Origin of the sequence: Persicirhabdus sediminis (assembly GCF_016595495.1) — a bacterium.
GTDB classification, from domain to species: domain Bacteria; phylum Verrucomicrobiota; class Verrucomicrobiia; order Verrucomicrobiales; family Akkermansiaceae; genus Persicirhabdus; species Persicirhabdus sediminis.
Genome location: NZ_JAENIM010000009.1, coordinates 172,509 through 197,480, shown reverse-complemented (window position 1 = coordinate 197,480; position 24,972 = coordinate 172,509). Strand labels below are relative to the sequence as shown.

The following is a 24,972-nucleotide window of genomic DNA, read 5'->3' as shown; positions in this document are numbered from 1 at the left end:
TCTTTAGGGCTGGGGTGACGAGCAGGGTGCTGAATGGTGGAAGTGGAGCCGGGTCAGTTAGCTGACCCGGCTGGATATGGAGTCAAATGGGGGAGTGTAGAGTATTACTCTGAATCTTTGTTACCGATCTTGTGGCTATTGAGGTATTTGATAGGCTCTTTGCCGTTGTACTCGATGCCATCGATGAATTCAGTTGTTGGAGCTTTGAAGCCGTCGCTATCCCAAGGGATATCTTCTTTTTTGATTTTATCTTCGTCTAGCAGGAGTTGAGCAGCTTTGAGGTAGATCTCAGGCTTGTATACTTCCTTAGCTGTTTCGAGGTACCAATCTTTAGGTTTGGCCTCTGTGATTTGTCCCCAACGACGCATCTGAGTGAGGAACCAAATACCGTCTGAGTACCATGGGTAGGTGCAGTGGTATTTGTAGAAGACGTTGAAGTCTGGCATTTCACGTTTGTCTGTCTTCTGGAATAAGAAGAAGCCTGTCATTGAGTTTTTGATCACATCGTAATCAGCTCCAACATAGTCTGGGCGTGAGAGGATACGTGCAGCTTCTTCACGGTTAACCAGCTTGCCGCTTGCATCAGTTTCGTCTAACCACTGACCAGCAAGGATGAGTGCTTTTGTTACAGCGAGATATGTTTGTGGGTTTTCGTCAGCCCATGCTTTAGAAACACCAAATACTTTCTCTGGGTTATTTTTCCAGATATCGAAGTTAGTAGTCACAGGTACGCCTATTCCCTTTTCTACAGCTGCTTGGTTCCATGGTTCACCTACGCAGTAGCCCTGAATGTTACCTGCTTCAAGCGTTGCTGGCATCATTGGTGGAGGAGTAACTGATAGTTCTACCTGAGCATCTGTTCGGCCACCGATGTCTGACTTTGTATACATGCCTGGGTTGATACCTGAGGCTGCAAGCCAGTAGCGTAGCTCGTAGTTGTGAGTAGATGTTGGGAATACCATGCCCATCTGCAGTTTCTCACCGTCGTCTAACTTCTCTTCAACGATTGGCTTGAGCGCCTCCGCTGAGATAGGGTGTGGAGGTGTTGGGCTATCGAGTCTAGGATCGTTTTCCTGCATCTGTTCCCAGATGGAGTTAGATACAGTGATGCCGTTTCCGTTGAGGTCCATGGTAAAGGCGGTGACGATGTGAGCCTTGGTACCAAAGCCGATAGTAGCAGCAATTGGCTGGCCTGAGAGCATGTGAGCACCATCTAGTTCGCCAGAAATGACGTTATCTAGCAAGGTCTTCCAGTTAGGCTGAGCAATGACTTCAACTTGTAGACCTTCGTCTTCGAAGAAGCCTTTTTCTTTGGCGATGACGATGGGAGCGCAATCAGTCAGTTTGATGAAACCAAACTTAAGTGAATCTTTTTCTAGATCGAGTGTTTCCGCTGGCAGGGAAGCGCTAGCGAGGAGACCAATAATAGGGATGATAAGTCTTTTTTTCATTTTTGTAAGAGAGTCGTTTTACTCACATGGCTGGCTTGAGCACTCACAGTGCCATTGAGCAATCATGAGATTCATGAGTGTTATGATTTAAATTAATGATTGTCTTAAGTGCTTTATTTACAATGGTTGCAATTTCTTAACTTTGTTGATCAGATGGCTTAACTGAAGTGTCATGCATGCTTAGCATGTGCCAGATTCATGGATCGGAGGGCGATTAGGGGCGTTCAGCTAGCTCAAATGTTATTTGTTAATCGCGCTCTTAATATCAATTACAGTGGCTGACGACAAAATCTACGTAGTCGGTTAATTTTGGAATGAATCAAAAAATCGACTGTATATGGTAGGCGTCATATATTGATTGTTTTGCTCATTATATTGTCTTCTTGATAGAACAAGAAATTGAGCTCTGTATTTTATCTATATGAGATCATTGGGTTTGTTTAATGTACTAGTTGCGCCGGTTTTGGCATCCGTCATGTGGGGGAGTATGGCCATGGCTGATGACGGTGCGGTGATAAAACATCAGTTTATAGCAACCGATGAGTCACGCGCTCAGCTAATTCATGTGAATGAATTTAACCCTAACGAAAATTGGGCTGTTGAGCTGCCAGGTAACCGTGAGGTTCACTTGCTCTCGGAGGGAAGAGTATTAGTGAATACACTAACCGGTTATAGAGAGTATGATGTTCAAACTGGTAAGATGCTCAAAGACGTTTCTCGCTGGAAAGGGGTGCAATCCGCTGTACGTACAGAAAACGGTCATACTTTTGTGGCGAACTCAAACGAGATTATAGAGCTCGATGCAGAGGACAATGAGGTAAAGAGCTACGATCTTAAGATGGGGAAATTTTTTCGCCAACTGCGATTTTCAGAGGAGGGCGATTTTTTATTCACCAGCGCGAAGACCAAAGTAAAACAGGTGAAAAAGGATGGCACGGTGGTGCGCGAGTTAGATTTGGCCAAAGCGGTCTCTAAAGCGGCAAAGCCGTATGGTATTGAGCCCGATAGTAAGGGGCACTTCTGGGTGTCTACTGGTTATGGCGGTCAGCTAATCGAGTTAGATAGTGATTGGAAAGTTGTTGGTCTTTTGCCTGAAAAGCTTGAGCAAGATGGATTCAAAATGCATTTCATATCCCAGATCCAGCATATGGATAATGGCAATATCATGTTAGCCCACTGGACGGGCCATAAGCCTATGGATAGTAAGAAGGCTCCTCAGTTGCTAGAATTTAACCGTCAGGGGGAACTGGTTTGGAAATGGCATGATGCCGAGATGGCGGGAACCTTGCACGGAATCATTATTTTACAATAGTATGACTAAGTATCAAATAGTTAGGCGGGCGGTTGCTTCGCTTGGAGTTTCAGCTCTTTGTGTGAGCTCAGTGTTAGCTGAGACGCAGCCAACGAGTAATTGGGCACTCGACCCTGCTCTAGCTGAACATTCTATCGCTGCGTGGCAGGTGCGTGAGCTGGATGGCTCAGGCCAGCGTGAACTATATGTTTCTAGCCAGGGGATACTGAGGTTTCTGGTGGAGGGCCAGGCAGAAAGATTTACCTCGAAGGTAAAAGCTGTAGCAACATCCGACACTGAGGGCGGGGCCTGTATGTTGGAGCTTAGAGTTGATGATGAGATTAAGTTTCGTTCTAGGAACTTAGTTGTTGGGGATCCAGCTATTGAGCTGGATGTGCCTATAGAGGGGGCTCATAGAGTTGAGCTTGTTGTTAGGAGAATCATTGGTAACAGCGATGTTGAGGTTATCTGGGAGAATCCACAAATTCAGTATAAGGAAAACTATCAAGAAACTCTGAGGGCTGAAAAAATTGCAGGCGAGTTAGAAAGTGTCGAGATGGCGGCGAAGTTGATTTCTGGTGTCGTTCCTGAATTAGACTTTTCTGCTGAAATCAATGAATTCAAGCAACTTGCGTCATCGGGGGATGTCGAGAAAGTTGCCGCGCGAGCTAGCCAGCTGCGACGTAAGATTTTGTTCAACCATCCGTCAATGGCATTTGATGATTTGTTATTCAATAAACGTCAGCCGCCTTTGTTCTATCATAATTCAGATCAATATTTGGCAAAACACAGCCGTGTGTCACCAGGTTTAGTGGTGATGAAAAATTGGAAACAAGGCAATGAACCATTGCAGTACCTAACTAAAGATAAACTACCCCAAGGTTCAATTTTGCATCCAAGCTTATCCTTTGACGGCGAAAAGGTGATCTTTTCATTTGCTGACCATACCGAGCCCGAAGCGTCACATCGTCGATTTTTCATTTACGAAGCAGCGGTTGATGGTTCTTGGCTTAGACAGGTGACTGGCACTTCTGCAGATCCGATGGAGCGTGAAGGCGGACGCTATACTGTGCTGATAGAAGACCACGACCCTTGTTATTTACCTGACGGAAATATTGTATTCAGCTCTACACGTTCACAGAATGTGGCGCGTTGCCATGCTGGCCGCAATTCACCAGCATCCTATCTGTACAAAACAAATCCAGAAGGATCCAAGATCAGCCCGTTTTCTTTTGGTGAAGCTAACGAGATTGACCCAGCTGTACTTAATGATGGCCGTGTTATCTTCAACCGCTGGGAGTATATCAATCGTCATGATACTAATTTCCATGCATTGTGGACAGCTCGTCCAGATGGCACAAAGACAGCTAACTTTTATGGTAATCTTACGGCAATGCCGATGTCTATTGCTGAACCGAGCGCGATTCCTGGCTCTCACAAAGTGATGGCTACGGCGACAGCTCACCATTCGTTCACCGCTGGCTCTATCGTGTTGATCGACCCTCGTGTGGGAGATGAAGGTCCTGAGCCTATCACCAGACTAACGCCTGAGGTTTTGTTTCCTGAAGGAGATGGGCGGATTTCTCAACCTTCAACTTACGCGACGCCGTTTCCTCTAGCTGAAGATATTTTTCTAGCAGCTTATTCTAGAGACCAGCATGCTAATCAGGGAGATCACGGATGGAGGCCTGTGCCAGATAATGCCTATGGTATTTATTTAGTCTATCATGTGGATGGGAAAGCTTATCGTGAACAGATTTATAGAGATCCTGAGATGTCATGTTTCACACCGCTGCCACTAAGAGAGCGTGAATTCGTTCGCGAAATTGCGTCTTCGTTACCAGAAAATAGCCAGACAGGTAAAGGTACGATGATGATTCAGAATGTCTATCAGAGTACTGCTGATATCAAGCAAGGTGAGATCAAACATATCCGAGTGAATCAGCTATTTAATCAGCCCGCACCGACTGTGCCGCACCGCAGCTGGGTCATGCAAGAAGTACCGAAGCGCGTTATTGGTACCGCTGAGGTCGCCGATGACGGATCTGTTGCATTTGAAGCTCCAGCTGGCGTGCCACTTCAGCTTCAGCTGCTAGATGAGAATAAAATGTCGGTGATGAATATGCGTAGTTTCATATTTTTGCACGATGGGGAAACGATGAGCTGCGTAGGCTGCCACGAACCTCGTAATGCTGCGCCGCAACTCTCTCGCATGTCAATGAATGCCCCAGTGCAGACACTGCAAGCTAGTGAAAGTTCTGAATATGAAAATGGCTTCAGTTACGTGCGTTCTGTTCAGCCGGTGCTCGACCAACATTGTATTTCTTGCCACGGCTTGGACAAAGATATTGCTGGTGGAGTCAACTTGCTAGGAACTTACTTTGATAAGAAAGTTGACCGTTATCCCAAAAATGTACGCACCATTCGTGTAAGTAATTCTTATGACTACTTGATTACTAACAACAAGTATTTCCGTATGCTAGACCGCAACCAAGAGCCGTCATTTAGTGAAGTGAAAGATTTCCTATCGCATGCCAGCCAGCTACCTGAACTACTAATGAATGATCATTATGGGGTGAAGCTATCAGCTGAGGAAGCGTTACCTGTGATTGAGTGGTTAGATACTAATGGCCAGTTCTATGGTGATTACTCATGGGTGCGCGAGGAAGATCGCGGTATTGATTCTGCTGGTGAAGCTGCACTGCGCAAGAGAATCGCTGAAAGGTTTGGTGCTGGGATAGCCAATGAACCATATGCTGCGCTAGTTAACAACGCCGCCCCTGAGAAGAGCCGTATCTTGATGGCACCTCTAGCTAGAGGTGCTGGCGGATGGGGCCAGCTGCCAAATGGCTGGAAGGATACGTTGGATCCTAACTATATCGAGATGAAAAACTTGGTTTTAGCTTCAATTGAGCCGCTAGAACATAACGACCCGTTCAACCCACCAGCACATTTGAAGGTTGGCGGTTCGCGCACTGATTGGGTTTATGAAGTTGAGAAAAAATGGCGTGAAAAGGTAAATTCAGCTAACTAGGAATGGATTCGTTAGGAGCTGGGTCGCTGGACCCAGCTGTTAGCGCACTCGCTATTTGATTTCTTTGACGAGAACAAATGGCTTAACAATCTGAGCCATGAAGCGTGTTTTCTGGCTCTGCCACCACTTGAGGTGCAGTTCGTCTACCTTGACTAAATCACCAGCTTTCAGCCAGGTATCTACTTTTACTTTGTCATCTGAGCTGAAAGCCGCGCCGGCCTCATCTAAATCAATGCTCGGATCTACAAAGATCACCACGCCTTGTTTGATGTGAGGCTCAAGGTATTCACAGTCGACATCTCCTGTGTATTTATTCCTACGCTGCTCGTCAGTGAGGCCATCATCACCAACCATGCCATAAGCCATCTTTTCGTTTTGATTTTGCTCGTCGCTCATAGAGCTAATCTTAATGGCCTTTAGGCAATAGCAAAGTCAAATGTCTTGTGCTCCTTGAGTTGGTGAATAGGCCAGCTTTTGCGGCTAAGTGGATTTATTTACTGTGAGTTGTGCATTATTCACTAACACTCATCTGGCGACATGTTAACTGACTGTTTAATAATTGATTTTATTGTTTCGATTTAGTTGTTTTGAGCGGATTGATAGATCTTGCCGATCGATGGACGTTTGTTTTCTAATTGGTGGCACAAATATGAAATTCACGTTGACCGTTAAAGTTGGATTAGCTAGTTAGGGGGCATCGGTATCACTAAATCAATAGTGCTTTTTTCAGCAACCCAACTGAGACCAGCAGTATTGCATATCTCCTCACTAGTGATTTCGAACTGCCATTTTGCAGCCCAAAAGGTTGTTCGTGCATCCTTACCCCAATAGCCTCAGATTCCTGAGTTCTATGGGATATGCGAAGACTTCACCTATAATTCGCACAAATTATGTACCCTATAAAGAACCTGTTCCGGCAGTTGCTATTTGCAACGGCTGTTGCCCTAACGACGTTACTCTCACACGCTCAACATACTGAAGGTACGCCGCAGTATTATGAACACATGGCTCTCATGAACTTAGTTTCTGACAGCGATGTCACTGACACAGCCGTGCAAGACGGTGACTGGTCTGAAGCTCAAACGTGGGGGGGAAGTTTGCCAGCTGAAGGCGCTAGAATCCTTATTCCTGAAGGCCTTAGCGTTCGTGTTGACGATGTGTTCGACGATTCCTATCAGACGATTCGGGTTGACGGTGAGTTAGATTTTGCCAATCAACGCAACACCCAGTTAGTCGTTGATACTATGGTGGTTTCAATTTCTGGTAAACTTACCATGGGAACTGAAAACCAGCCTATTGATGATTCAGTTACTGCTAGAATTATCATTAATAATATTGGTGAATTTGAAACTGAGAATACCAATAGTCCGGATTATGACCCACTTAAGGTTGGCTTAGGTGTCATTGTTCATGGCTCGTGGATTGCTTACGGTATGGAGCGCGATCCCAGCGCTACGTTTACCGCCGCGCGTGCTGGCGATATATCTATCCAGCTGGATCGGTTGCCATCTAACTGGTTGGTAGGCGATGAGATTGTCATCGCCAACTGTAGGCGCGATGCTGAAGGGGATGAAGTTAGAACTATCGCCGCTGTCGATTATGAAAATGCTATCGTGACTTTAGATAGAGCATTAAGCGAAGATCACCTCACGCCTAACCATACGCGTGATGGGTTAATTCTGCGCATGCATATTATCAATTTAACCAGAAATATCATAGTGGAAACAGCGCCAGGTAATGAAGAAGTGCAGGTTGGTGCTGAGTATATTTACCGAGGTCATACGATGATGATGCACAGCAATAAGGCTGATATTCGTTATGTACAGTTTCGTGAGATGGGGCGTACTAACAAGTTAGTGTCTAAAGATGAACTTCTAAGTGCCGAATTTGATGACAATGGAGCGGTGGTAAGCGTCGCGTACAATCCAATTGCGCGTTATCCGGTTCACTTTCATCGCGCAGGTACAGCTGAAGATCTAGCAATTGTTGAAGGTTGTTCGGTGATTGGCTCACCTGGCTGGGCCTACGTGAATCATTCCAGCGCCGTTAAGATTAACCGAAATGTTTCATACGACATCGATGGCGCCTCATTCATCTCCGAAGCTGGAAATGAGATTGGTGAGTTTTATGATAATGTGTCAATTCGTACTCATGGTACAGGAACGCATAACAATGGTGGCACAGATCTATTCAAAATCTTTGGTAATGCAGGGGATGGCTTCTGGATTCACTCACAGTTCGTTAGGTTAGATCGGAATGTGGCGACAGGTTTCACTGGTCACGGTATCGCTCACTGGCAGACTGATGAAGACTTGGTTGATTTTAAAACTGCAAGTTTGCCATCGAAGTTCGCACAAGAACCAGAGCTAGAAACAAGTGAAATGGCTGGCTTATTTCATGCGTCAACAAGGATGAAGGATAATACCTTCTACGGTGGCCAGACCGGGGTATTTGCGACTTTTTCTCAGTCAAGCGGTCCAGCTAACTACATGACTAACTTGTTGGTTTTTGGTGTAGAAGAAGGGGTGAACCAAAAGTACTTCCACAACATGGTCATGTATGACTCTGTATTTATTGGCGACATTGATGATCCTCGTGGGCAGGCGTTTCAGACCCATAACAAAGGATCTGGCTGGAAGTTCTTTGATTGCCATTTTGAAGGTTTTGAACGTGGTGTTAGTAATACGGGGCGAGGCAATATGGACGCTCTGGTCGGTGGCTATCTGAACAATATCAATAATATTTATTCACGTAAGTTTCATTCTAACTATTACCTCAGACTCGTCAAAGATGTTACTTTTGCACGCAACTTAAGCCCCAGGGCCTTAGCTGGTCGTAAGCAAAGTGACTTTAAGGGAATTGCCGCGATGGGTCACGCTGGTAAAGATTATACCGATGCAGTCGCGAACCACATGTACTACCTTGCCGATGGCAATATCTACCGAGGATTTTTGGCCTACGAGCAGACTGCCGAAGCTAGACCATTCATTAATGGAACAGGCAATATGCCTACTCCTGAGAGCGAGATGGGTAAAACTAACGAAGAGTTGGAACCATATAATTACGGTGCAGAATATGTGCCAGCTAGCGCTTTTGAAATTCCTTCAGTAACGCATGATAACTGGATTCACGATCAAGAGGATAAGTTGCCAGCTGATTTCGATGGCTTTCAAGTCTACGTCGTTGAGCCGATCGAAAATATCGCAGTGACGCTCGAGGAAACACAGTCGGTGATCGATCTATCAAAGGTCTTTTTTGAACCTCTGGGCGCGACTCCAAACGCGGATTTGCACTATAAGGTTGAGGTGAGTGGTGATAGTAAGATTCTCAGCACACAACTAGTGGGTACAAAGCTAACACTTAGTTATGCTGGCTCAGCTTCTGGAGAAGCAATTGTCAAGGTGACCGCTTACTGTGGTTCAAGAGATGCGGATGTTTCTGATGCATTCAAGGTGCGACGTTATGCAAGCTATCCAGCGGATGTGCCACGCGCCCTAGCTGATAGTTACACTATTGATCAGGATCTCGCGTTGGTGGTTTCCTCTGCTCAAGGTGTATTGGCTAATGATAAGCAATTCGGTCGATCCGCAGTTAGAGCGGAAGTTATTGAGTCGACTAATTTTGGCTCGCTGGCGCTAGCTGCAGATGGTGGATTTGTCTATCAACCTAAACGTACCTTCTCAGGCAAAGACTGGTTCACTTATCTAGCGATTGGTAGTGAAGGACGCAGCAATATCGTGAAGGTCGTCATTACTGTGAATGATACGGTGAATGACGCGCCTATTGCTGTGGATGATACTTCTGGCTATTATGAGGCGATTGAAACACTCACCTTTGAAATTGCTGACGCCACTGATGGATTGTTAGCCAATGATTACGATCCGGAAGGTGAAGATTTCTGGGTATCTAGCTATGATAGCCGTAGTGTGGAAGGTGGTATAGTTAGGGTGAATGCAGATGGTACTTTCAGCTACACGCCTGATGGTGATTTTGCCGGGGCTGATTCATTTACCTATACGATCACCGATGGAACATCGACGAGCCAGCCAGCTAGAGTGAATATCAATGTGAAAAAAGTCTTCTCATCTCAGCGTGCTTTTTTCACTGAGAATTGGAGCAGTAGGTCGCTCAGCGCTCAGAACTGGATCGCGGGATCTTTTCTAAACTACACTTATGAGCCTTCAGAGGCAGCTGAAGAAGGTGATTTTAATAATCATGCGATACAGATCAATCGTGGTACTCAAGATGCGTCTAAAGACAGTCTAGATGTAAAGGTCGACACTTCTAATTATCATACGATCTCAGTAGAATATGCGCGCAAGCTCACTGATGTATTACCCAATGGCCGCGTTTTGTATACTTATTGGAGTGATAACGGGGGCTCGTCGTGGAGTCTGTTGGAGCAGGCAACTGAGACTGTTACCACCTTGTCGTCTGGATCTTCACTGGTAGACGGTCAACTCTATGTAATCACTAACGCTGGTGCTGGTGTCGATTATTCATCTATTGGCGGTCCGACTGCAGGGAATGCGTTTGCGGGTAGCCAGTTTGTGCCGCTAGATAATTCTGTTGTTCCTGCCGGCGGCAATCTTAATGAATCACCAAGCCCAGATGATGAGGACGGTCATATGGATTGGGAGCTTGTGAAATTTGATCTTCCCGCGAGTGCTGATCGCAACTCAAGGTTCATGCTGAGATTTTATTTTAAGTCTGATAGCAACGGGCCAAAATGCCGACTGGATAATATTAAGGTCTTAGGGGTGCCTATTGAAAATACGGCGCCACAGTCAACTGATGATAGCTACGAGATGGATGAAGATACCATTCTATCTGTTACCGATCCCTATCTAGGTCTGTTAGCGAATGACTATGATGGCGAGTATGACTTTCGTATTGCCACGGTGATTACTCCACCTAGCCACGGTCAGTTGAGTTTGAAGGCAGATGGAACATTTAGCTACAAACCAGATAACCACTTCTATGGTGTTGATCGTTTTGTCTATCAGGGATCAGATTTGCGACTAACTTCACCGCCGGCAACGGTAACGATTACGGTGCATCCAGTAGAGGACCTACCAGTTGGCGTAGATGATAATGCCACTGTCGTTCAGGGGGATTCAGTTGTCATTGATGTTCTAGCAAATGACGAAGATGATGATGGCGACGCCCTGACGATTGTATCCGTCAGCCCTGCTCAGCAGGGGCAAGTGAGTCTGGATAGAAATACGATGACGATTGTTTATACAGCGGGCAAACGCTTCCAGGGGAAGGATATTTTTTCTTATATCCTAAGCGATGAAAATGGTAACGAGGTGGAAGCAACCGTCTTAGTACAAGTTGAAGGTTCCGCTGATGCGCCTGTTGCTAATAGCCGGTCTTTATCTACTCTGGAAGATGGCGGGCCCATTGTTATCAATCTATCTGCATCTAGCCCTACTGGTCGATCATTCGAATACAGTATTGTTGATCAGCCTTTGACAGGGTCAGTTAGGTTGTCAGGCAATGTAGTGACTTATACACCAGTGCCAGGTTATATAGGCGTAGATACTTTCACATTCCGCGTCGACGATGGAATCTATTATTCCAACATAGCTACCGTGGCTGTCGATTTACTAGATGGCAATGAGGCTCCAGTAGCTAATGATGATTTTGGTTTCACAGTGACAGCAGGGGTAAAAACAGCGATAGCTGTGCTATCTAATGATGTTGACCCTGACGGTGATGAACTACGCATTGTCAATGTAACGAATGGAGAAAAAGGCATGGTTAGTGTAGAAGGCAATATTCTTTATTACACAGCTGAGCTAGGTGTTGGTGGAATAGATCATTTCACCTATGCGGTATCGGATGGCGTTTATGAGGATTCAGCTTCGGTAGAAGTGATGGTTTATGCCGCTAGAGATGATGTTCTCGCTCATTATGCCTTTGATGCAGACTATGCGGATGTATCAGGTAATGGTCGTCACGGCAGTCTGGCTGGGAGTGGCGGAGGATTATCTAACGACGGACGCTTTGGAGCAGGTAGCTTCAAATCTACCGGCAGTGCCTACATTTCAGTGGGAACATTCCAATTCTCTACCAGTGATGATTGGAGCATAGCCATGTGGATCAAGAGTGATGAGAGGGATACAAGTAAGTCTTACGAACTGGCCTATCAACGTAATAAGGTGAACAATAGCTTCGAGTATAACTATCACCGTGGTGGTGATAGAAATTACTACCTGCGTGCTAGCCATTACAGTGATGAAGTCACATGGTGGTCGACCACTGCTCCGCGAGCGCTGGATACAGATGTGTGGCATCATATTGCTATCAGCTGTGATGGATCTAGCAACAAGCTAACCTTTTATGAAGATGGCGTTGCGTATGACGATTGGGACAGCGCTGATGATACGGCAATGGTGATCAACGCGCTGGCCTTATTTAACGGCGCCGTGGACGAAGTTTGGATCACTAGCTCCGCACTCAGCACAGAAGAAATTCGATCTTTGATGGATTATAACATTCTGCCTAGCAATGGAAACACGGCACCTATAGCAGACGCTGGGAGAGATCAAGTGGTGATTGATACAGATGGCATTTCTGGTGAGCGGATCACTTTGGATGGTTCTGCTAGCCGCGATAGTGATGGCTCTATTGTTTCCTATAGATGGTTACTGGGAAGTGAGTTGATCGCCTCAGGCGAGCAAGTTGAGCTCATCGTTGCTGATGGTGTATACACTTTCACTCTGCAGGTGACCGATGACGCTGGCGGGATTGCCTCAGACACGGTGACCGTTAGTGTTAGCGCAGCTATTGATAGCGATAATGATGGCATGCCTGATAGCTACGAGAAAATGTACAATTTAGACGAAGGTGCAGATGACTCTGAGCTCGATAGCGATGGCGATGGAGTGAGCAACTATGATGAATTCATCACGGGGACCAATCCTAGAGACCCGAGCTCACGTTTCTTAGTGGAAATCACAGGTGAGGCTAGCGGCGTGAGCATTCCATTGAAATGGACTAGTGCGGATGGTCGTAGCTATGCGGTGATGGTTTCTAGCAATATGGTAGATTGGACTGCCGCTGAAACTAACATTACAGCGACTTCTCCTGAGAATAGCTATGATCTCAAGCTCACTGAGCCAGCTGAAAGCTACTTCATCAAGGTGGAGGCATCGCTACCATAATGACTGGAGCTGTAGCTAGAGGAATCTAATATGACCTACTATCAGCTGCTGTCTTGAATAGATAGCAGCTGATTTTTTTGCTCAGCTAGCTGGATTCTAGATGGGCGGCTAGGGGGCTAGCGACACAAAAAAAGCCGCAGCTGATAGCTGCGGCTTTTTGATTGATAGAATTATTAGTCAGACTATGTCTGGCGGTCGAAGTCGATCTTGAAGTTGCGACCAGCAAGTTTGCTTGATCGGCATGCTTTGATGACTTTAGGAGCACATTCTTCTTTGATCTGCACGAGAGTGTGACGTTCAAAGAGAAGAACTTGGCCAACGGCGCCGTCTTCAATTTTGCTTTCGCGGTAGATCATGCCGATGATTTCACCTGGCTGAACACCGTCAGATTTACCAACACCGAGGAAGAGGCATGATGAACCTGGGCGGTTGCCGATACGGTTCTGGCGGCCACCTGGCTTGTCGCGGCTCATTCTTGGGCGAGGATCTCCCTCACCACGCTCTGAGCGTGGGTCTTTGTCGAAGTCGCGGCGTTCGCGGCGCTCTCTACCACCACGGTCGTCGTCACGGCGACCACGTCTTTCACGATCGCGCTTGTTTGGACGAGTAGGCTTTTTGCTAGTGTAGTTAGGTGAGTCTTCAGCAATGAATTCACCTTCGCGGCCCAACTTCTTGCGCAGCATCTCAAAGAGAGTAGAGGCGATTTCAGTAGGTGCGTATCCTTGGTCAAGCAGACGGTCGATGTAGTGACGGAATGTTTGGTTAGGGCTAGCTGCTAGCTGCTCTTTAACTTCTTCAAACAGCTTGTCAGCGCGGTGACCTTCCACTTGCTCTTGGCTAGGGATGTCCATGCGCTGGATCTGCTGGCGAGTGTATTTCTCGATGCTCTGCAAGCGGTAAACGTCACGACCGTAGATGAAGCTGATTGCGCGACCTTTGCGGCCAGCACGGCCTGTACGGCCGATACGGTGAACGTAATCTTCAGGATCTTGAGGCAGGTCGTAGTTGAATACTGCTTCCACGTCGTCGACGTCGAGACCACGAGCAGCCACATCAGTAGCTACGAGCAGTTCGATTTTGCCTTCGCGGAAACGTTGCATGGTACGATCACGCAGTTGCTGGCTAATGTCACCGTGTAGGCGATCAGCTGTGTAGCCGCGGGCTAACAATGATTCAGTACACTCATCTACTGAGCGTTTTGTGTTACAGAAAATGACAGCCAAGCGTGGTGGCTCGATGTCTAGCAGGCGAGATAGAACCTCAACCTTAGAGCGGTTACGTACTTCGTAGTAACACTGTGAAATGGTGGAAACGGTTTTGGTTTTGCGCTCCACGCTAACAGGGATTGGATCCTTGCCAAATTTTTTGATCAAGCGCTCAACGTGCTTGTTCATGGTAGCGGAGAAGAACAATGTCTGTCTGCTCTCAGGCATTGCAGAGAGTAGCTCTTCCATTTCTTCACGGAAGCCCATGTCGAGCATGCGGTCAGCTTCGTCGAGAACGACTAGCTGGATGTTACGTGGGTTGAGCGTGCGGCGACGCATGTGGTCTAGCAAGCGGCCAGGAGTACCAACAACCAACTGCGCACCACCCTTGAGTGAGCGGATTTGGCGGTCGATAGGTGTGCCACCGTAAACAGGTACGGTGCGCAGACCGTCGAGATCTTTGCCGAGGCGGTGAGCTTCTTCACATACCTGTACAGAGAGCTCGCGAGTAGGGGAGAGAATGAGAACTTGGGGGTGACGGGCTTGCAGATCGATCATCTGAAGCGCAGGTAGAGTAAAGGCGGCAGTTTTCCCTGAGCCAGTCTCAGACAAACCAATAATGTCGCCACCTTCTAAAATAGCTGGCACGGCTTTGGCTTGAATTGGGGACGGGCTTTCAAAACCAAGGGCTTGTACGGCAGAGAGGAGCTCTGGCTTAAGCCCGAGGTCGGAAAATTTAGTTTCTGTCATGATGAATAAGTAGATGCCTTGCTGGCAGAGCAAGTTTGGGATTGACACAGATTGGGCTACTTGGCAACCCCAAAGCTGTGAAAGCGAATTTTGGGATACGAGAAATTGCCCATCGCAGCAGGGTTTGCACGGTGGGCTGATGGAATTCCAGCTGGCTGGATGTGTGTAAGATAAGCGAACTAATGTCTCTGCGCAATGATCAATCTACTTGAATACCAAGGAGTTCGATGATGCGGTGAAGGTCCTCTTGCCCGTAGTATTCCAGCTCGATTTTGCCTTTTTTAGCGCCGTGCGAGATGTTGATTTTGGTGGAAAAATTAGCTTGAAGTTTTGTCTGAATATTCTGGATGGTGGCATCCATTTCGCGATTACTCTCATCGTTAGCCTTTTGCTCAAGTGGTCCGCGGTTGAGCGTTTGTGCTAACTTTTCAGCGGCACGCACAGTGAGTTTCTTGGTGAGAATTTGATCTGCAGCCATGAGCTGAAGTTCATGTTTTTTCAGAGAAAGGATCGCTTTGGCGTGGCCGACACTGAGCTTGGTATTGGCAACGTAGATTTGAATATCTGGGTGTAAGTCGAGCAGGCGCATGGCATTGGCCACGCTGGCGCGGGATTTACCCACACGTTTGGCAATGGCTTCTTGCTTCATGCCAAATTCTTTTGCTAGACGGACGTAACCGGCAGCTTCTTCTATCGGGTTAAGGTCTTCGCGCTGAAGGTTTTCGATGAGAGCCATCTCTAGCACCTCTTGGTCGCCAGCTTCGCGGATGATTAGAGGTACGGTCTTCAGACCTAACTTGGTGGAGGCACGCCAACGGCGTTCACCTGCAATGAGTTCGTACTTGTTATCTACCTTGCGAACGATAAGCGGCTGAATGATGCCGTGCTCACGGATCGAGTCTAGCAGTTCGTCTAGGTGACCTTCGGGGATATGTTTTCGGGGTTGGAGTGGGCTGGGAATGACTTTGTCAATTGCCACGTGAAGCACTTTGTCTCCAGCTGATGAATTTGTTGCTCCAGCTGAGTTCGATTGTGTCTTGATCAGTGCGCCCAATCCTTTCCCGAGTGCTTTCTTCGCCATACGTCTTTTTATGTAGTCAGATGATGGACAATGTGCAAAGTTGATTTCAGTTTTTTTTTCTCACTGTAGCTAAGACGTAGGTTTTCTGTGTCATAATCCGCTCAGCGTTTATCAATTTTGATTAGATAAATGTCAGCTTTAGCGGGAACCATCAGATCAATTGTAGTTAGCTAGATAAATTTTACCAGCGCGGCTGGGAACGTTTGTTCTGATAGGTAGCTGAGCTTGTGTGATGTCTAATTGACTCGAAGTCAATGTGTGGGTGGTTTATTGGTGTGCGAGGTAGGCATTTGAGCTATTTGTTAGGCTGGTGTTTATTTTTGACTGCGGTAGTCCACTTTTGTATTACCGATTTAGTCATGTATATAGCCATAGTCTCTGGCGCCTTTATTGGTGCTATGATGGTACCCCTATGCGCACAGTCTGGCATCCAGTCCAATCAGACATCAGGATCATCCGATGAGTTCTCATTTTCTCGAGCTGTCGAATCTCTATCACCCGTTTTTGATCGTTTCTATCCAGAGGAAGAAGGAACATGGCGGTTTGGTACCGGCATCGACTTTAGCTCAGGTAAATACGGTGATGCTGAGAAAACGGAAATTCTCTATCTGCCACTTAATCTCAGCTATCTAAATGGCCCGTGGAACTTCAAACTAACAGTTCCGTGGATTCGCATGTCGGGCGATGGCTCAGTCATTGGCGGCGGTGAAGGAGGCGTGATTGTTGGCCCTAAGGGAGGGGATACAAAGACTGAAGAAGGTCTGGGTGATATTTGGGCGACAGCCGCATATAGCCTAGATTCTTTTCCTTCTGATTGGGGATTCCTAGACTTAGTAGGTAAAGTCAAACTTCCAACAGCTGATTCTGATAAAGGCTTAGGCACTGGTGAATTTGATTACACACTGCAGATCGATTATTTCAAAGCTATGGGGAAATTTAGCCCCATGGTCACGCTGGCCTACAAAGTCAAAGGCAGCCCAGATGAATACAAGCTCGATAATGTTTTTTATACTTCTGTTGGGGGCGATTACCGCTACAGTGAGAAGATTAATTTTGGTGCGTCATTAGATTTTCAACAAGCTAGTACAGACACATCTGACGATTCCTTAGAAATCTTCAGCTACCTTGGATATCGACTGCCTGAGGACAGACTGCTTACCACATACATGTATTTTGGTTTAAGTGATGGGAGCCCAGACTTTGGTGGCGGGCTGCAGATTAGAATTACCCTCTAATGACCCCTGAAAATACCCTCTAATCATTAGAATAGAGAATAGAGATGAAAACAAATAAACTAGCTGCTGTGTCAGCAGTGATGGGATTTACCTTTTGTGGTGGCCAATTGTTAGCGCCAGCGCAGGATGAAATCGAAGGAGGAGTTAGATCGCCTGGGCAGGAGAAGGTCACGCAGAAAATAGCTGGTGACTTTGATCAAATGGCTGGTGAACATGCTGAATCATTAGTGGACTCACTGCGCAATGGTAGTGATTTTACCTACGATAGGGATGTTGAGATTGAAGTTGAGGTACCAGTTTTTGATGTTGATGGTAATCCCGTCTATAAAGTAGACGACAACGGCCAACAGATTGTTGATGTTAATGGCAATCCTGTGCAGGAGACTAGAATCGAAATTGAATCTGGCTCTGAAACCGTGACCATAGAAAATACTAACGGCGGGATGGGCTTTGGTAACGTCAAGATCAGCCTGTTGTTAGCTGAAGAGATGCTGAAGCAAAATGGCTTTGATGGTAATATTGATAACCTATCAGGTGCCTTGTTTGGTGGTAATGCAGAGCTAGGTACAGGGGTACTAGAAATGCGTGCTGCCGGAGCTGGCTGGGGTGAGATTAGCCAAGAGCTGCTAGGTGTGAAGATGGGTACTTTGATGTCAGCGAAAAATAAAAAGCGCATCGGCTCAGACGGTGAGGCCGAGATAGAAAAAGAGCCACATGCAGCATCAGAGAAGGGGAAATCTAATGGCAAGGGGAATAACAAATCAGCCAAAGGTAATGATAGAGTGGCCGCCAATGAGAAACAAAATAAAGGGCAAACGGCTAAAGCTGAGCGCGCGCAAAGTAATAAGGTGAACAAAGTTCAGCGCCCCAATAAGGTGGAGAAACCTAGCAAGCCCGAGAAACCTGCGAAGCCAGAAAAACCACAACGACCAGAAAAACCTGAAAAGCCAGAGAAACCACAGCGCCCAGAAAAGCCTGAAAAACCACAGCGACCAGGCCGCTAACTGGCCTAGTAGCTAAAGATTTTTGTCCATAGTCCGTGTGTGATTCGCAAGGCTCCAGCTGGAGTCTTGCGAATTTTTTTGCCTCAATCCTTAGGCTTTGCCCAGCTCGATAGATCTAGCGGTGGCAGCTTTGACAGCTGCGCGAGATGCCTCAACAAAGCCCGCTTCACCCATTGCCTGCAGACCTGCTACAGTCGTGCCGTTAGGTGATGAGACATGTTGGCGTAGTTCAGCTGGAGTGAACTCAGTTTCCAGCACCATGGCAGCTCCGCCAAGGACGGTGAGGGCGGCGAGCTTGACCGCTTGATCCGGCTCGAGTCCTTGCTCAATCGCCTCGTCTGCTAGAGATTCGATGAAGGTATAGGTGTAAGCGGGGCCAGATCCTGATAGACCGGTGACGGCATCGAGCAGGTTTTCAGGGACTTCAATGGCTTCTCCAACAGATCCAAGAATGCGGTGAGCAATTTCCAAATCATCAGCGGTGGCCTGGCTGCCAGCAGCGTAGGCGCCAGCTCCTTTGCCGATTAGCGCCGGAGTATTTGGCATGCAGCGAACAATGCGTGTGCCCGCTGGGCTAGCAGCTTCCATGGCCTGAATTTTCACGCCAGCTGCCACAGAGATGAAAAGGGTATTGGCGTGAATAGAGTCAGCTACTTCAGCTAGAACGTCAGGGATTTGCGCTGGTTTGGTACATAACAGAACAACATCAGCTTTGGCGACAACTTCACTATTTGACTGGCAAGCTATGGCGTTCATTTTCTCGCTGGCTGCCTGGGTAGCTTCGGCAAAGTGATCTGCACAGAACACATCAGCTGAATTTACAGCTCCCGCTTGAATTGTTCCTTGCACCAAAGCGGTGCCCATTTTTCCACATCCGATAAGTCCGAGTTTCATGCCGCAAAACATGCGTACGAGCACGCTCGCTGTCGAGCCTAATACGGCGCATATCAGTAAATCGTCGGCTCCTGAGTGGCGCATCTAGCTGAACCCATTGAGTCTGACAAACGCGAACTACAAAGCGCACGTTTTTTACTCTGGAACTAGCTCGGATATGCGCTAAAAGTTTGCCATGAACAAGCTGTTTGCCATCCCCCCATTGATCTCATTACTAATGACTTCGCTGCCGCTGGTGGCTGATGAGAAGCCTGCCAATGCGGTGGCCGCTGCTGATGCGATCAAAGTAGAAGGTAAATTTGATGCTAAATTTTGCATTGCTCCACGCGTGGCAAAACTTGGTCCACCAAAATTCCAGCTGGAAGCAGCGGTGCCGAGCATGATGGTGGCTACCAACTCAGAGCTGGCACAAAAACACGTTGAACACGGCTTTGCGTTAGTCAGCGCGCAGTGGGATTTTGAAGCGTATCGACATTTTGCAGCCGCTATTCAGCAAGACCCTGAATGCCTGATGGCCTACGCTGGTATGTGTTTGGCTCTAGCTCGTCCATTTAACGAAGACCTCGCCTACAGAAACGTGGCGATGGAGAGAATGCTCGATCTGGTAGAGGCCGTTGATGAGCTCAATGAAGCTGTATTTCCTGACTACGAATGCCGTTTTGCCACAGCTGTGGCGACATTGTTAGTGGATAGCCCCCGTAAGGCGGGAGAGATGTTCTATCGCATAGCTGATTTTTACCCTAACGAATCCCTAGCTCGTTTGTTTGGCATCTTTCTGTTGCGTGGTGGTTACGATGAATTTGGTGACGCGAGGCCAACTCAGGTGGCGGCAATCAAGGACATGAAGGCGCTGATGGAGAAAAACCCTAACGATCTGATGATTATCGAGTACTATCTCGCGCTCGTTGCTGAGTCGCCAGCTAGTATGGCTGAGTTTGAAAAACAATACCTGCCGTATGCGCGTAAGCTCGCTGAAATCAATCCTGAGTTTGCGCCATGGCAGCATTTGCTAGGTCATTTCCTCTGGCGGTCCGGCAAACTAGCAGAAGCGGACAAAGCATTTGCCAACTCTAGCAGGTTGTTCAAAGAATACCGCAAAGCCCAAGGGGTATCATTCTTCGACTGCCAGACAGAACTTAAATCCTATCTCTATCGCTCAAGCTGCCTGTATGATATGGGTAAGTTTGATCTCGCCATCAAACTGGCGAGCCCAATCAGCAAGCTGAATATTTCAGAAGATCGCCTCGCTTCTGCCACTGCCCAGATGGTGCTTTGGGATGCCCGTACCTTGCCTGCTAGAATGTACATCGGGCGCGGACAGCCAGGCGACTATCAGAAGGCATTAGAGACTCTGCCTAAGAAAGGGGATAAACAGATTTTTGGCGAGAAAAGCCTAGCTGGCGGCTACGTCGAAGCATTGGCCTATTATTGTGGTGCGCATAAAGCACTAGCAGCTAAAGACTATCCGGCCGCGAAAGGGATCCATCAAGCATTCCGCGGCATGATCTCCAAGATTGCCTCGATGGAACAATCGGTGCGCTTTACCAATAACTTTAGCTCATTATCAGAGTTTCACCGTGCTGGCTCAACTTTAGCTGTATTAGATATGTGTCTGGCTGGCCAGATTGCCTTAGAAGCTAACGATGACAGCAAGCTGGCTGCTATCAACTGGCTGCGCTCTGCGGCTGATCGCCAGGCTCGTCCATCTATGATGATGCCTTCATCTATCAGTACCCCGATGGAAAACCTAATTGGCGAAGCGTACTTAGAGCTTGGTGAAGTGGAAAAAGCCCGCGATGCCTTTGCCAAGGCTATTGAGTTGTATCCCAATAACTATCGCTCTGCAGCTGGGCTCAAACAATGTGAGGATCAGGATAAATAGACCGTCAAATTATTAATCAATAGCTTCGCTAATAACGAAGCTCCCAACATTCATTTATTATGAAAATTAAGAAATTATCTCTATCAGCAATAGCTGTGACAGCCCTATTCGTATTCAACAGCTGTGAACAACAATCAACTGGCGGCACCAGTGATCGTGTGATCATTGGTGAAACGGCCTTGGTTGAAGTGACTGAGCTCGGTCAATCGCTGCTCGCGCGTACTGATACGGGAGCGAGAACAACATCTATCAATGCCGTGGATGTGGTGATCAAAGACGCCTCCGAGGAAGAAAAAGAAAATATCGGCAAAGCTGTAAGCTTTAATGTCATCAATGCCGATGGCGAATCATTTGCCCTTGAATCTAAGATCTCAGGGGTAGTTCACGTGCGTAATGCTCAAGGTAGCGAGACTCGCTATCAGGTGCCTCTAACGTTAAATTGGGGTGGCGTCAGCAAAACCATCGACGTCAACCTGCGCGACCGCTCAGCAATGACCTACAAGCTGCTGCTAGGCCGCGACTGGCTGGCTGAAGAGTTTTACGTCGATGTCGATATTTCTGAAGACTAAGATAGAATGTTAGTCAGCTTAGCTGGCTGGATATTGATCCACAGCTAGATCTAGTCACAAAAAAGCACCGCCAGCTGGCGGTGCTTTTTTTATTGATAGATGGATGGTAGATTTACTCAGTGAGCGTGAAGCTGGTCATCAGCTCGGCATCGCTAGAGCCGCCAACAAAGACCTGGAATTCGCCGGGTTCAGTTCCCCAGCTCATGTCGCGGCGGTAGAATGAGAGCATTTCTTCGTCGATGGTGAAGCTGAGCGTTTTGCTTTCACCTGGCTTGAGGGCAACGCGCTGGAAGCCTTTGAGCTGGCGCACTGGGCGCGTGACGCTAGCAACGAGGTCGCGGATATACAGCTGGGCGATTTCGGTGCCTTCGCGCTCGCCAGTATTGCTGAGTTGCACGGTGAGCTCCACACTGCCACCTGAGTCCATGGTCTCGCTAGACATCTTGGCATCTGCATATTCAAAGGTGGTGTAGCTCAAGCCGTGACCAAATGGATAGAGTGGGGTATTGAGGATGTCGGTATAACGTGAAACCCAACGGTTCTTGAGATCGTTAGGATCTTGTGGGCGGCCACCATTTTTCATATCGTAGTGGATAGGAATTTGGCCAACAGAACGTGGGAAGGTGACTGGCAATTTACCCTGTGGGTTGTTGTGGCCAAAGAGTGTATCAGCTACTGCTTTGCCGCCTTCGTTGCCTGGATACCAAGCTTCGAGGATGGCGTCAGCCAGTTCACTTTCATCTTGCAGCGCGAGTGCGCGTCCGTTCATAACTACTAGGGCGATTGGTTTGCCGAGTTTTTTGATTTCAGCTAACAACTCGGTCTGAACGCCGGGAATGGTGATGTCGCTGCGGCTAGTAGCTTCACCGCTCATTGCCCAGGCTTCACCTAGTACCATGACAACGACGTCGCTTTGTTTGGCTGCTTCGAGCGCTTCGGCAAATCCGCTGCGGTCATCATCGTCAAAGTCACAGCCTTTGGCATAGATGACATTGCCGCCTTTGTTATTGCGCTCGATGCCTTCTTTTACTGTCTCCATGTCTTCCCACTTGCCGGTGCAGATAGCCCAGCCTAGCAGGTCGCGTTTGGCTTCAGCTAGCGGACCAACAACGGCAATGTTTTTGCCAGCTGATAGAGGGAGAACTTGATTTTCATTTTGCAGTAGCACTAATGACTCGGCAGCTAGCTGATAGGCTAAATCGCTGTCAATTGATGCTTCATTGAGCTCTTTGAAACGGGCTGTGTCAAGGTAGCGGTATGGGTCGTCAAACAGACCCAGTTTCTTTTTCACGCGCAGCACATTGCGTACTGCGTCATCTAGCAGTTTCATGTCCACCTTGCCTGATTTCACCAGAGCTGGTAGCTCGTCGACATAAACATCGGAGACCATATCCATATCGATGCCCGCCTCTAATGACTGCAGAGCTGCGTCGGCAGCGTCTTTTACGGTGCCGTGGTGGATCAGTTCTTCGATGGCGGTGTAGTCGGAAACCACAAATCCTTCAAAGCCCCATTCGTCGCGCAGGATGTCGCGCAGTAGGTAGCTGTTAGTTGTTGATGGAATGCCATTGATCTCGTTGAAGGCTGACATGGTACTTTCCACGCCAGCTTCCACAGCGGCTTTGAATGGCGGTAGGTGGAATTCGCGCAACCGGCGCTCAGACATGTCCACGGCGTGGTAGTCGCGGCCAGCCTGCACATCGCCATAGCCAACGTAATGTTTCATGCAGGCGAGGATGGTATCAGGTTGTGATAGATCGTCGCCTTGGAATCCTCGTACTCGAGCGGCGGCTACCAATGATGATAGATACGGGTCTTCGCCAGCACCTTCCATGTTGCGTCCCCAGCGTGGATCGTGAGATACATCCACCATAGGTGCGTAGGTCCAAGCTTCACCAGCTGCAGAGGCCTCTCTAGCAGCTACTCTAGCACTTTGTTCCATCGCCTCAATATTCCACGAAGCGGCTTCACCTAGCGGGATGGGGAAAATGGTTTTGTATCCGTGGATGACGTCGGTAGCAAATAACAGCGGGATGCCGTGGCGTGAGTTTTCCACCGCTTCGCGCTGTAGCATGCGTTTGCCTTCGAAATTGAAAACGTTAGATAAGTTGCCGATACGTCCGCTGTGGATGTCTTTCTTGAGCTTTGCCAGTTGGTCTTGTTTGGCGAGCGCCGCGCCAACCCCAGGCAGGTTGAGCTGGCCGACTTTTTCCACGACATTCATCTGGGCGATGAGTTTTTCAATGTGCTCATCTTTTTCTTCGGCGAGGGTAGTGAGCGGCGTCGTAGCTACAGTTAGGGCTCCAACAGAAGCTACAATCTTAGTTTTCAGATCCATGTGTATTGATAGTGCTAATTTATGAGATTGGTGACGATAGCCAGTGCCGCTGAGATTGCAATCATCTAAGCTAATCGTGATGAACTGCTTAGTTGATATTTCCCAGCTGGATGCGTCATTACCACTACGCTAAATCCAGCTAGCTCTTTCGCAATGTTAGCACTGCGAGTTCTGGCGGGCAGGCGAAACGCACTCTGATGGCTGTAGTTCCAAGCCCGCGGCTGACAAACAAGCGGGCGTTTTGTTGGGTTGGATGAGGGAATTCACCGTAGACGTAGTTACGACCGTAGGGGACGGAGAAGGGAGCAACATCGACCAGAGGAATACGGCATTGGCCACCGTGTGTGTGGCCCGAGAGCTGCAGGTCTAGCGGGTATTTGCTGGTGAATTCGTCAAAATAATCTGGCTCATGAACCAGCGCGATGACGGGTTCGCCATTGTGGTTAGCGTAACATTTATCCAGATCTGGCTTGCCCGCCCAGATAGAGTCGGTGGCTAGAATATACACGGGGGTATCGCGAATTCTGCGCACGGTACCTTCGTTGACCAATATTCGCACACCCACTGAGCGTAATGCTTTGCCGAGAACTCTCGGCGCACCTTTCCAGTGGTCGTGGTTGCCGATGCACGCGTAGATGCCATAGGGCGCGTGGAGTTTTTCAAAGTGGCTAACTAGCTCAGCTAGATTGCTAGGCTCGTCGACGTAATCGCCAGTGAGAAAAATGATGTCTGGCGTGATTTGGTTGATAGACGCCACGGCGTCGGCGAGCACTTTGTGGTCTTCGGGTTTGTAGTGGAAATCGGTCAGCTGGGCAATGCGAATGCCGTCGAGATCATCAGGCAAGTTAGGCAGCTGGATGTCTTTTTCGGTGATAGATAGCTGCTCTGGTTCTAGCAAGTGGGCGTAGGCTGAAACTCCAGCTATACTGCCTACACCGGTGAGCGCAGAAAGACCGAGAAATTTACGTCGGCTGAATCGTCTAGCTGGTGGGGCTGAAGGTGGCTGGCTCATAGGTGCATAATATCAGACAATGTATTCGTACATCTGTTCGAAGATCATGGAAGC

General features: G+C 47.9%; 14 protein-coding genes. 7 read left to right on the top strand and 7 right to left on the bottom strand.

What is annotated here, in order from left to right; genetic code table 11:
- Positions 1–104: 104 nt before the first annotated feature.
- Positions 105–1,451, bottom strand: a complete 1,347-nt coding sequence (locus JIN82_RS02025; RefSeq protein ID WP_200309963.1) for a CmpA/NrtA family ABC transporter substrate-binding protein — start codon at positions 1,449–1,451, stop codon at positions 105–107.
- A 421-nt stretch (positions 1,452–1,872) separates the two neighbouring features.
- Between JIN82_RS02025 and JIN82_RS02020 the strand changes: the two genes are divergently transcribed.
- Positions 1,873–2,763, top strand: coding sequence for an NHL repeat-containing protein (locus tag JIN82_RS02020; protein ID WP_234041705.1), 891 nt, complete (start codon positions 1,873–1,875; stop codon positions 2,761–2,763).
- Between the two features lies 1 nt (position 2,764).
- Positions 2,765–5,776, top strand: a complete 3,012-nt coding sequence (locus JIN82_RS02015; RefSeq protein WP_200309961.1) for an HzsA-related protein — start codon at positions 2,765–2,767, stop codon at positions 5,774–5,776.
- A gap of 51 nt (positions 5,777–5,827) precedes the next feature.
- On the opposite strand, the gene JIN82_RS02010 is transcribed toward JIN82_RS02015, so the two are convergent.
- Positions 5,828–6,172, bottom strand: a complete 345-nt coding sequence (locus tag JIN82_RS02010; RefSeq protein WP_200309960.1) for a DUF2288 family protein — start codon at positions 6,170–6,172, stop codon at positions 5,828–5,830.
- A 494-nt stretch (positions 6,173–6,666) separates the two neighbouring features.
- Here JIN82_RS02010 and JIN82_RS02005 point away from each other — a divergent pair, with 494 nt between their 5' ends.
- The gene (locus tag JIN82_RS02005) at positions 6,667–12,948 is read left to right on the top strand and encodes an Ig-like domain-containing protein (protein ID WP_200309959.1); all 6,282 of its coding nucleotides are present in this window, start codon (positions 6,667–6,669) and stop codon (positions 12,946–12,948) included.
- Between the two features lie 182 nt (positions 12,949–13,130).
- On the opposite strand, the gene JIN82_RS02000 is transcribed toward JIN82_RS02005, so the two are convergent.
- Together JIN82_RS02000 and JIN82_RS01995 are read right to left on the bottom strand one after the other, a co-directional pair.
- Complete coding sequence (locus tag JIN82_RS02000; RefSeq protein WP_200309958.1) at positions 13,131–14,903, bottom strand: DEAD/DEAH box helicase; 1,773 nt, start codon at positions 14,901–14,903, stop codon at positions 13,131–13,133.
- Positions 14,904–15,102: 199 nt separating this feature from the next.
- Entirely contained in the window at positions 15,103–15,984 is an 882-nt protein-coding gene (locus JIN82_RS01995) for a ParB/RepB/Spo0J family partition protein (protein WP_200309957.1), read from the bottom strand.
- 359 nt (positions 15,985–16,343) lie between these two features.
- Between JIN82_RS01995 and JIN82_RS01990 the strand changes: the two genes are divergently transcribed.
- Complete coding sequence (locus tag JIN82_RS01990) at positions 16,344–17,219, top strand: transporter (protein ID WP_200309956.1); 876 nt, start codon at positions 16,344–16,346, stop codon at positions 17,217–17,219.
- Between the two features lie 44 nt (positions 17,220–17,263).
- Positions 17,264–18,223 (top strand): hypothetical protein, encoded by a 960-nt coding sequence (locus JIN82_RS01985; protein WP_200309955.1) that lies wholly within the window; start codon positions 17,264–17,266, stop codon positions 18,221–18,223.
- A gap of 90 nt (positions 18,224–18,313) precedes the next feature.
- On the opposite strand, the gene proC is transcribed toward JIN82_RS01985, so the two are convergent.
- Positions 18,314–19,117, bottom strand: a complete 804-nt coding sequence (proC, locus tag JIN82_RS01980; protein WP_200309954.1) for a pyrroline-5-carboxylate reductase — start codon at positions 19,115–19,117, stop codon at positions 18,314–18,316.
- Positions 19,118–19,292: 175 nt separating this feature from the next.
- On the opposite strand from proC, the gene JIN82_RS01975 reads away from it, so the two are divergent.
- A complete protein-coding gene (locus JIN82_RS01975; RefSeq protein WP_200309953.1) occupies positions 19,293–20,999 on the top strand; it encodes a tetratricopeptide repeat protein in 1,707 nt (568 codons plus the stop codon).
- A 59-nt stretch (positions 21,000–21,058) separates the two neighbouring features.
- Positions 21,059–21,568, top strand: coding sequence for an ATP-dependent zinc protease family protein (locus JIN82_RS01970; protein ID WP_200309952.1), 510 nt, complete (start codon positions 21,059–21,061; stop codon positions 21,566–21,568).
- Between the two features lie 112 nt (positions 21,569–21,680).
- Here the strand turns inward: JIN82_RS01970 and JIN82_RS01965 are convergent, their stop codons facing one another.
- A complete protein-coding gene (locus tag JIN82_RS01965) occupies positions 21,681–23,906 on the bottom strand; it encodes a glycoside hydrolase family 3 N-terminal domain-containing protein (protein ID WP_200309951.1) in 2,226 nt (741 codons plus the stop codon).
- Between the two features lie 139 nt (positions 23,907–24,045).
- Positions 24,046–24,918: a metallophosphoesterase gene (locus tag JIN82_RS01960; protein ID WP_200309950.1), complete on the bottom strand. Its 873-nt coding sequence runs from the start codon at positions 24,916–24,918 to the stop codon at positions 24,046–24,048.
- Between the last annotated feature and the right edge of the window lie 54 nt (positions 24,919–24,972).